Raw genomic sequence first — 1,857 nt, 5'->3', positions numbered from 1 at the left:
TGCACCCTTGAGGTATTGGGTCCCGGGTGGGGCCTTCGGCTATGGCGACAGTGCCGGCCAGAGCTCCGACACTTACGGCAATTTTCCAAGCTTCAATGGCAGCGACGCGGGCGGGCGCACCAATTTTGCGAACGGCTTCTTTGTCGGCAGCCAGCGTGGCGACCTCAATTGGAGCGGTCTCGGCCGGGCGGGACAGGCCGGCAATTTCAGCGCGCTCTCCTATGACAGCTCACAGTTCGGTTACAACACCAAGACTGCGGGCGGGTTGCCCGTCACGTTCTTTGCCGGTTTCGACACGCTGAAATATGGCAACGGCATTGGCAGTTCGCTTGCGCCGCTCACCTCCGGCGCCGCGCCCGGATACGGTGCGTTCGCGGGCGTCGAATTCAAGCCGACCTCCAACCTCAGCCTGTCGTTCGGGGCCGGGTTCACCCAGCAGGACTCGAGCCGCATGGACAGCGATATCAGATCGAACATGCTGCCCGGCGAGTCACCGGCATTGAGTGGCCTTCGACGCTAGAAGACTATTGCGTCGGCCGCATCACCAGTTCGGGGGCGCGGCGGAGCGATTTCGGCAGATCCGGCCCTGCTCCGAAGCGCATCACGATATCGGGACGCCGCTCGCCGAGTCCGAGCGAGGCGGCGAACTGCGGCCTTAGTGTCGCCACCTCGACCGGCTGGTTGATGAAGGAATATTTGAGCCCGAGCGCGGTCGCCTGCAGGGCGAACCGCTGGCAGGCACGGCCGACCGCAATCCAGTGCGACGTGTCGCTACGATCGGCGGCAAGCACGACGACACCTGCGGAGCTGTCGAGCTCGGCGCGGTATTTCCCGTTCTCGCCGCTTTCGGTGAAGAAGAACCTGAGCAGCGGCCGCGCGATCCATGCCGGCAGGGACGGGTTTCCCGAGGCCCGCGAGAACAACCCGTCCATGGTTGCGACCGCATCCGCCTCGTTGAAGCGCATCCAGCTCACGAGCTCGCGCATGAAGGCCTTGTCGCGCATTTGCGCGGCATTGCCTTCGAGCACATAGTCGGTGATCTTTGCGATGGCGGCGCGTTCGGTCATCAGGATTGCCGAAACGTTCGGCTCCCGACAGGCGTTCTCGAGCTGGCGCAGCATGTCAGGCGCCACCGGCTTGCCGTCGAAGGCTGCACGGGTGCATTGCCTGAGGGAAATCGCGTTGACCAGCGCCGACGCTTCGGGGCGCGCCGGCTCCAGCGCGATCCGGACCCTGTCACCGTCGACCATCGGGTTCGCGCGCCAGCCGAGCGCTGATGCCGCGAGGACGAGGTTCTCGACGGCGCAGCCGAGGCTGACGAAAAGGTGGTGATCGTCCGGATCGACCACCTGACAGCGGCGAGCGAAGTCGGGCGCAATCACGATTTCATTGCTGCGGGCGGAGAAGATCCAGGGCTGGGTGTTGTGGCTGTTGGCGGCGAGCGTGGCAAAACGCACGAGCTCGCGGTCCCGCGGCACCGGTTGCAGCGGCGCTCGCGACGCTCGCACCGTTTCCTCATAGGTCGTCGTCGCCGCAGCCGAGGGGCGGGCGGTGATTGCCGCCGCGGAAAGTCCGAGCGCGGTGGCCATGAGTTGTCGCCGGTCGATCGCCATCATCCGCTCCACGGCCATTTCGCACGACGCTTCTAGCGTCACCGGAAGCTCGGGTGGTTGACCGGTATCAAGGTTCGGATCGGCACCGGATCAATTTGATGAGGCGCCCACAGCGGACCGTCCCGCGAGGCTAGCAGCTACCGCGCAAACCGCGCCACCAGCTCGACATGCGGCGTGTGGCGGAATTGGTCGACCGGCACGACGCCGTCGATCCTGTAGCCGCCATCGATCAGCAGCCGTGCGT

General features: G+C 65.4%; 2 protein-coding genes. One reads left to right on the top strand and one right to left on the bottom strand.

Annotation, left to right across the window (positions count from 1 at the left end; translation table 11 throughout):
• Window positions 1–520: hypothetical protein (locus AC1D00_RS39285; RefSeq protein ID WP_477014380.1), on the top strand; the 520-nt coding region annotated here is incomplete at its 5' end.
• 4 nt (window positions 521–524) lie between these two features.
• Here AC1D00_RS39285 and AC1D00_RS39280 read toward each other — a convergent pair.
• Window positions 525–1,589, bottom strand: coding sequence for an Acg family FMN-binding oxidoreductase (locus tag AC1D00_RS39280; RefSeq protein ID WP_477014379.1), 1,065 nt, complete (start codon window positions 1,587–1,589; stop codon window positions 525–527).
• Window positions 1,590–1,857: the final 268 nt, after the last annotated feature.

Source organism: Bradyrhizobium sp. P2_E8 (assembly GCF_056403875.1).
Note: the sequence above shows the minus strand (reverse complement) of the source record. Positions and strands in the feature narration are given on the sequence as shown.